General features: G+C 46.8%; 7 protein-coding genes. All 7 read left to right on the top strand.

Features of this window, described 5'->3' with window-relative positions:
• The coding region (locus ACOTZC_RS22690) for a bacteriophage T4 gp5 trimerisation domain-containing protein (protein ID WP_421636036.1) at window positions 1–654 on the top strand (654 nt) is incomplete at its 5' end.
• Window positions 655–665: 11 nt separating this feature from the next.
• Complete coding sequence (locus ACOTZC_RS22685; protein WP_421636035.1) at window positions 666–1460, top strand: DcrB-related protein; 795 nt, start codon at window positions 666–668, stop codon at window positions 1458–1460.
• A 2-nt stretch (window positions 1461–1462) separates the two neighbouring features.
• Window positions 1463–2725, top strand: coding sequence for a polymorphic toxin type 46 domain-containing protein (locus ACOTZC_RS22680; protein ID WP_045404269.1), 1263 nt, complete (start codon window positions 1463–1465; stop codon window positions 2723–2725).
• A complete protein-coding gene (locus tag ACOTZC_RS22675; RefSeq protein ID WP_045404268.1) occupies window positions 2718–3065 on the top strand; it encodes an immunity protein Tsi6 family protein in 348 nt (115 codons plus the stop codon). Before ACOTZC_RS22680 ends, ACOTZC_RS22675 begins: the two co-directional genes overlap by 8 nt.
• A gap of 200 nt (window positions 3066–3265) precedes the next feature.
• On the top strand, window positions 3266–4336 hold the full coding sequence (tri1, locus tag ACOTZC_RS22670) for an ADP-ribosylarginine hydrolase Tri1 (protein WP_133294642.1): 1071 nt from the start codon (window positions 3266–3268) through the stop codon (window positions 4334–4336).
• A 364-nt stretch (window positions 4337–4700) separates the two neighbouring features.
• A complete protein-coding gene (locus ACOTZC_RS22665) occupies window positions 4701–5138 on the top strand; it encodes a hypothetical protein (protein WP_226855174.1) in 438 nt (145 codons plus the stop codon).
• 59 nt (window positions 5139–5197) lie between these two features.
• Window positions 5198–5806: type VI secretion system Vgr family protein (locus ACOTZC_RS22660; protein WP_421636034.1), on the top strand; the 609-nt coding region annotated here is incomplete at its 3' end.

The following is a 5806-nucleotide window of genomic DNA, read 5'->3' as shown; positions in this document are numbered from 1 at the left end:
GGCGATGAGGTGGTGGTGGACTTTATCAACGGCGACCCGGACCGGCCGATTATTACCGGTCGCGTGTACAACGACGCGAGCATGCCGCCGTGGGCGCTGCCTGCCGCTGCGACGCAGATGGGCTTTATGAGCCGCACGAAAGACGGTTCCGTGGACAACGCCAACGCCCTGCGCTTTGAGGACAAGGCGGGCGCAGAGCAGGTGTGGATCCAGGCCGAGCGGAATCTGGATATTAACGTCAAAAACGACGAGTCGCATTCTACTGAAAAAAATCGCACTCAGTTTGTTGGCGAAGATGAAACCTTACGGGTAGCGAAAAATCAGAAATCAGGGATTAAAGGCGATGTGATATGCCTGACGGGTAACAGTCGAAACGATAAAGTGGTTAACAATTTTATCCTTTCCGCAGGTAATACACTGAGACTTGAATGTGGTGAAAGTGCTATCGAGCTATCAAAAGACGGCAGCGTTAATATCATTGGGAATAATTTTAACTTTACTGCAAAAGAGAATGCGCAAATTAATACGCTTTCCGGCGAATTACATTTGAACCCTGATGATGGACAAAATGTCATCGATCCGCCTGGCGCATCCCATCAGGGTGAAATCCAGCAGGAAGTGGATAGTTTTTTTGTTATTAATGGCAATAAATAAGAGTAACCCGAATGGCTGAATATATTCTTCAGGAAGCATCCCTCGCCTTACCTGATGTGTTTAAAGACAGAACCATGAATTTATTTACCCTGAGTGATAACGGAGCCAGCGAGTTTACTTTTGTTGTTTCTCGTGCGAGTGCTAAAAACGAAGATAAAGTCCATGATGCGGCAACACGGCTGGTACGTGAACTGGAAATTACGGTGCCCGACTTTCGTCTCGAATCCTCTCTGATGACCTCTGTTGATGGTCTCCCTGCGGTTGAGCTTTTTTATCAGTTCAAAAATGATAATGCGATCATTTTCCAGAGGCAGACCGTTATTTTGCTCGGTGACCATCCTGGCGGCCAAAAGATGGTGTGTTATATCGGTACTTGCCCGGGCGAGTTTAGCGATTATTATCATAATCAATATCAGGAAATTATCCGCAGTATTAAGTTCCACAAACCGGCTCAGACTGAAACTAGAGAAATGCTCGCTGCCGACAGCCAGGGGCCATTTTTTGCGCTTGATAGTGAGAGTAAGGTACTCAGTGTTTTTGAAAACATTCAGGAAATGTATGGACATCTTTCGCTTCAGCGGGCGAAAGAGGGGCAATATTTGCTTTTTGAAAAACAGGGTAAACCACTCAGTATTGCACCCGTTCCGGACAGCCAACCCCTTCGTTACGCGCTCTGGACGACTTTCGCAGACAAATCACATCACCTACTTTCACAGCTTTCCGTATGCCGCCAGGTCTCTGGTTCTGACCAACTTAATACACCCGATCGGATACGTGGGTATCTGATGGCACAGCGAGCCGAATAGTTATGTCCGAATGTCTGGCCGCTCGCGTAGATGATGAGATTGCTCATACAGCCTCAAAAGGCTGGATGATCGCAGGATTGGTTGGTGGGGCAATTCTGGGCGCAGCTGCCGTTGTCGTCACAGGAGGGACCGCGTTGGTTGCTGTTTCTGCCGTTGCGGCTGGGGCATGTGCTGCGGGTGGGTTGGGTGAGCTCCTCGGCAGTATGTCATGGGCTCCACGCCATACCACCGGTACGCTAAAAGAAGGTTCACCCAATGTCTTTATCAACAGCCGAAAGGCTATCCGCGCTCATCTGTCAGCCGGAGAGTGTGATGAGCACAGCGGTAGCCTGCAACGGGTTGCGGAAGGTTCGATAAAAGTTTACATCAATAACTTTCCCGCCTCTCGCACAGGCGATAAGTTGACTTGCAGCGCCGAGATTAGTCAGGGATCGCGTAATGTTATTATCGGTGGAAGCAAGGTTCAGACCGATGAAATAAGTCCTGAAATCCCGGAATGGGTTAACTGGACGATGCTCGCCGTTGGTGCCGGAGCCATGGCGGTGCTGGCCAGTCCGGCAATCGCACTTCTGAGTACCCTCGGTGCGATGGGCGGTGGCACTGTGGGTAGCTACGCGGGTGGAATGCTGTTTGGCGAAGGCAGCGACGGTCAGAAATGGGGGATGCTGATTGGCTCTGTTATCGGCGGCGGGGCTGGCATGAAGGGAGGGGCAAGGTTTGATGCGTGGCGGGCTGGTAAGCCTGTTCTCGAACCGGTTAAGCCAAATATTTCGGCCCGAAGAGCTGAACTTAATGAAAAATTTGGACGCACGGGCGATCTCAATAGAGATATTACAGCCAGAGGAAATAAAGAGCTGGCAAGAAACTGGCTCGAATCTAAGGGCTTCACTCCGCAACAGATTCGTGACTTTGATAATGGCATTGACTATACAAATAGAGTGAGTGTTGAAACAATAAACAGAAATAAAACACTCTATCAAAACCAAGTGCCAGGAGGACGACAGGGAAACTGGTATGCTCTTCGAGAAGATGTTGAGCCAACAGAGTTGGGTATCAATCCAAAAGGTACTATTTATGGCACTGATCAAGTTGTTGATAAAGTAGCAAAACCGTATGTTTCACAACAAAAAGTTGAAATGTTACGTAGTACTTCTTTGCCCGCACTTGATACTTGGTCAGTGAAAGATGTACCCTATCAGACAAAAGGTGGGGCAATACAGATGCTTTCAAGCGAAAAGGATATATTTAAGGTGGCTCATGAATAAAGAAAATTACACCGCGCTAGATTATATAAATGATGCTATTGATGCAATTAATAATCGATTAGAACAAAATCCTACATTTTCTTTATATGTTATGGCGAAAAATCAGTTGGATTATATTAAATCTATTCTAACTGGTGCTGAAAAAGATAAAAGTAAATTACACACATTGAATCTTGGAGTGCTTGCGTCTAAAGAGTTTGATACTACCGATGCCGAACTTGCTCAGCATTTGTCCAATGCTAATTATATAGCCTCGCAGATGGGGCAAGGATTGAAGGTTATTCTTCCCCATGAGCAAGACGTAGAGTACCTGAAAAGGCAAAAAAGATATCGTAAGTGATAGGCAGTTTTTTTTATTTTTAAATGTGATTGTCCGGTATCGTTAACACTTTTTTGCTGTAACTATCATATACACTTGATTGCTATCTCCATTTTTTAATGTAATTAAGTCTTCTGTTTCACGGAAAAAAAGAGAGAATGATAGATTATAATCTGTCATGCGCAGTTTTCCTGGTTTAATCCTTTTATAAAGAATGCATAATGGAAGATCTTCACAGTGAAGACTCGGTAATCAATCGTTATGCCGATCGTTATCGTAGCTACATGCCAATTAATATCCGTAATGGAAGAAGAAACACTAGTCTTGATGCGTCGAATTCATCTCACTCATGGGATGCAACATTACCTTTAACCATAACTGAAGATGTTTCACGTGATAAGGCACTTGGATCGCTGGTCGGTTTGGCAGCCGGGGACGCCGTCGGCACCACTCTTGAGTTTAAGAAAAGAGACAGTGAACATGTAGAGGATATGATTGGTGGCGGGCCTTTTCAATTAAAACCTGGTGAATGGACAGATGATACGTCCATGGCATTATGTCTGGCAGAGACTTATCTTTCAGAAAAAAGAATGCATACCGATGTGCTTAGAAAATATCTCTTGAAATGGTATCTTAACGGAGATAATAGCAGTAATGGTCGGTGCTTCGATATCGGGAATACGACGCGATTCGCGCTTGAACAGTATATGCGTGTCGGACCTTCCTGGTATGGCAATACAGAGAAACACACTGCTGGTAATGCTGGGGTTATTCGTCAAGCCCCGGTATCTATCTTTCGTCGAAAATCGCTGCGTGCGATTTACTTCGAATCCCAGGCTCAGAGTAGAGCAACGCATGGCGCGGTAGAATCAATTAACGCATGCCAATTTCTCGGATTGGTATTGCACTATTTAATTAACGGTTATCAAAAAGAAGAAGCTTTTTCGCCTCATATTTTCCCACTGTGCGCGCGTGTAATGATCATAAACGCGGGTGAGTATAAGCAAAAAACTCGCGATCAGATTCGTTCAAGTGGTTATGTTATCGATACGCTTGAGGCCGCGATGTGGTCCGTATGGAATACTGACAACTTCCGGGATGCGATTCTGCTGGCTGCCAATCTTGCCGATGATGCTGACAGCGTTGCGGCGACGGCGGGACAAATAGCGGGAGCATTATATGGTTATTCCGGTATCCCGCAGGGGTGGAAAGATAAACTCGTGCAACACGAACGTATCGCCACAATGGCAGGTGAACTATTCGATAGAGCTCCAGAGGATAATTTCTTATAATTATATTAGTCATATGGCACGGGTATTGTACCGTGCCTCTTTCTTTGTCTGTACCTAATGGTTTGTTAGTTAAAAGCGTCCCGGCGTGTCAAAAATTGGACAATACAGATTCTTCGAGAAGAGAAGATGTGTTGACCATGGTTTGTGGATAAAGGAAATTATATTGAGTTGGGTTGAATTAATGGCGTCACTGATATAGTCAATCAGCGGTTCGGGCCAATATTACGCCTGGTAGCAAAATCTATCGCCGCGTTAAGTTGTATGTTGTTGTTTTATGGTATTTGGTTTGGAAAAGGAATGTGATGCGAAGTGAGATGACGACACGACAATGCCTGGAGAACAACATGTATAAATGTGGTACGTTATGATTCAATGGCTTTTCTTTATTCTCTTTATGATTTGGACACTAGCGCTTATCTGGAATGGAAAAGACTTATTCAGTAAAAAACAATGGTTCCTTGCTGGGTTGATGTTCGTTCTGGTGCTAGTGGCTACGGTTGTTATTGGTTTTACGTTGAAATGGCTCGCTCAGTCAATGTCATTATTCTCCGTCGCAACGGCGAAACAATATTCGATTATCTTTTCCATGTCTTTCCTGTGCGTATGGGGTTTAAAGATTACCGTTGTGCTGCTCTGCACGATTTTTCACGGGGTTATAGGGGGGCACAAAAAATACAATGCAGAAAATTATGAAGCAATATCGTCTATAACACGCGTCGTTGCGCCTGGCTTACTTATCGTTGCTAAAAGCGTCGTTTCCCTGGGTAGCGTCCTTATGTTTTCAGGTTTATGGCTTAAATAAGCACGGTTTAAAAAATATCTCAATGAACACCGAGATTAGTCCATAGTGGAATAAAGATTATGCTCAACCGAATTACCGTTCAGCTCCCGGTGGAGGGGCTTCTGTTCTGGAAACTGACGGGCCGCGAGGCGATGTCCGAGTCGTTCGCGCTGACGCTGACCGTGCTCGGCACGGACGCGCGCATCGACCGCAGCAAGCTGCTGGGCCAGCCGGTCACGGTGACCATCCCGACGCAGAACCTGCTGACGTCCCGCTATGTTAACGGCAAAATTACCCGCGTGGCGGTCAGCGCCGTTGAGCTGACGGGCACCCGCTATGCGGTGTACCAGCTGACGGTGGAGCCGGACCTGTGGCCGATGAAGCGCGACCGTAACCTGCGTATTTTCCAGGGCCAGACGGTGCCGCAGATTGTGAAAACCCTGCTGGGTGAGCATCAGGTCAACGTTGAGGATAAACTCACCGGCAGCTACCGGGTGTGGGACTACTGCGTGCAGTATCAGGAGTCGAGCCTGGACTTCATCAGCCGCCTGATGGAGCTGGAGGGGATTGCCTATCACTTCCGCCATGAGGCGGACAAACACACCCTGGTGCTGACCGATGCCGCCACGCAGCATCAGCCGTTCAGCGGCTATGAGGTTATTCCTTACCACCAGACGCCGTCAGGCGGC

This window comes from Enterobacter cloacae complex sp. SHL009 (assembly GCF_049237205.1).
Lineage (GTDB): Bacteria > Pseudomonadota > Gammaproteobacteria > Enterobacterales > Enterobacteriaceae > Enterobacter > Enterobacter cloacae_M.
Note: the sequence above shows the minus strand (reverse complement) of the source record. Positions and strands in the feature narration are given on the sequence as shown.

What these genes read in the sequence shown, in the direction of transcription:
- ACOTZC_RS22685 (WP_421636035.1), top strand. Translation starts at nt 666, where the DNA reads ATGGCTGAATATATTCTTCAGGAAGCATCCCTCGCCTTACCTGATGTG.
- ACOTZC_RS22680 (WP_045404269.1), top strand. Translation starts at nt 1,463, where the DNA reads ATGTCCGAATGTCTGGCCGCTCGCGTAGATGATGAGATTGCTCATACA.
- ACOTZC_RS22675 (WP_045404268.1), top strand. Translation starts at nt 2,718, where the DNA reads ATGAATAAAGAAAATTACACCGCGCTAGATTATATAAATGATGCTATT.
- tri1 (WP_133294642.1), top strand. Translation starts at nt 3,266, where the DNA reads ATGGAAGATCTTCACAGTGAAGACTCGGTAATCAATCGTTATGCCGAT.
- ACOTZC_RS22665 (WP_226855174.1), top strand. Translation starts at nt 4,701, where the DNA reads ATGATTCAATGGCTTTTCTTTATTCTCTTTATGATTTGGACACTAGCG.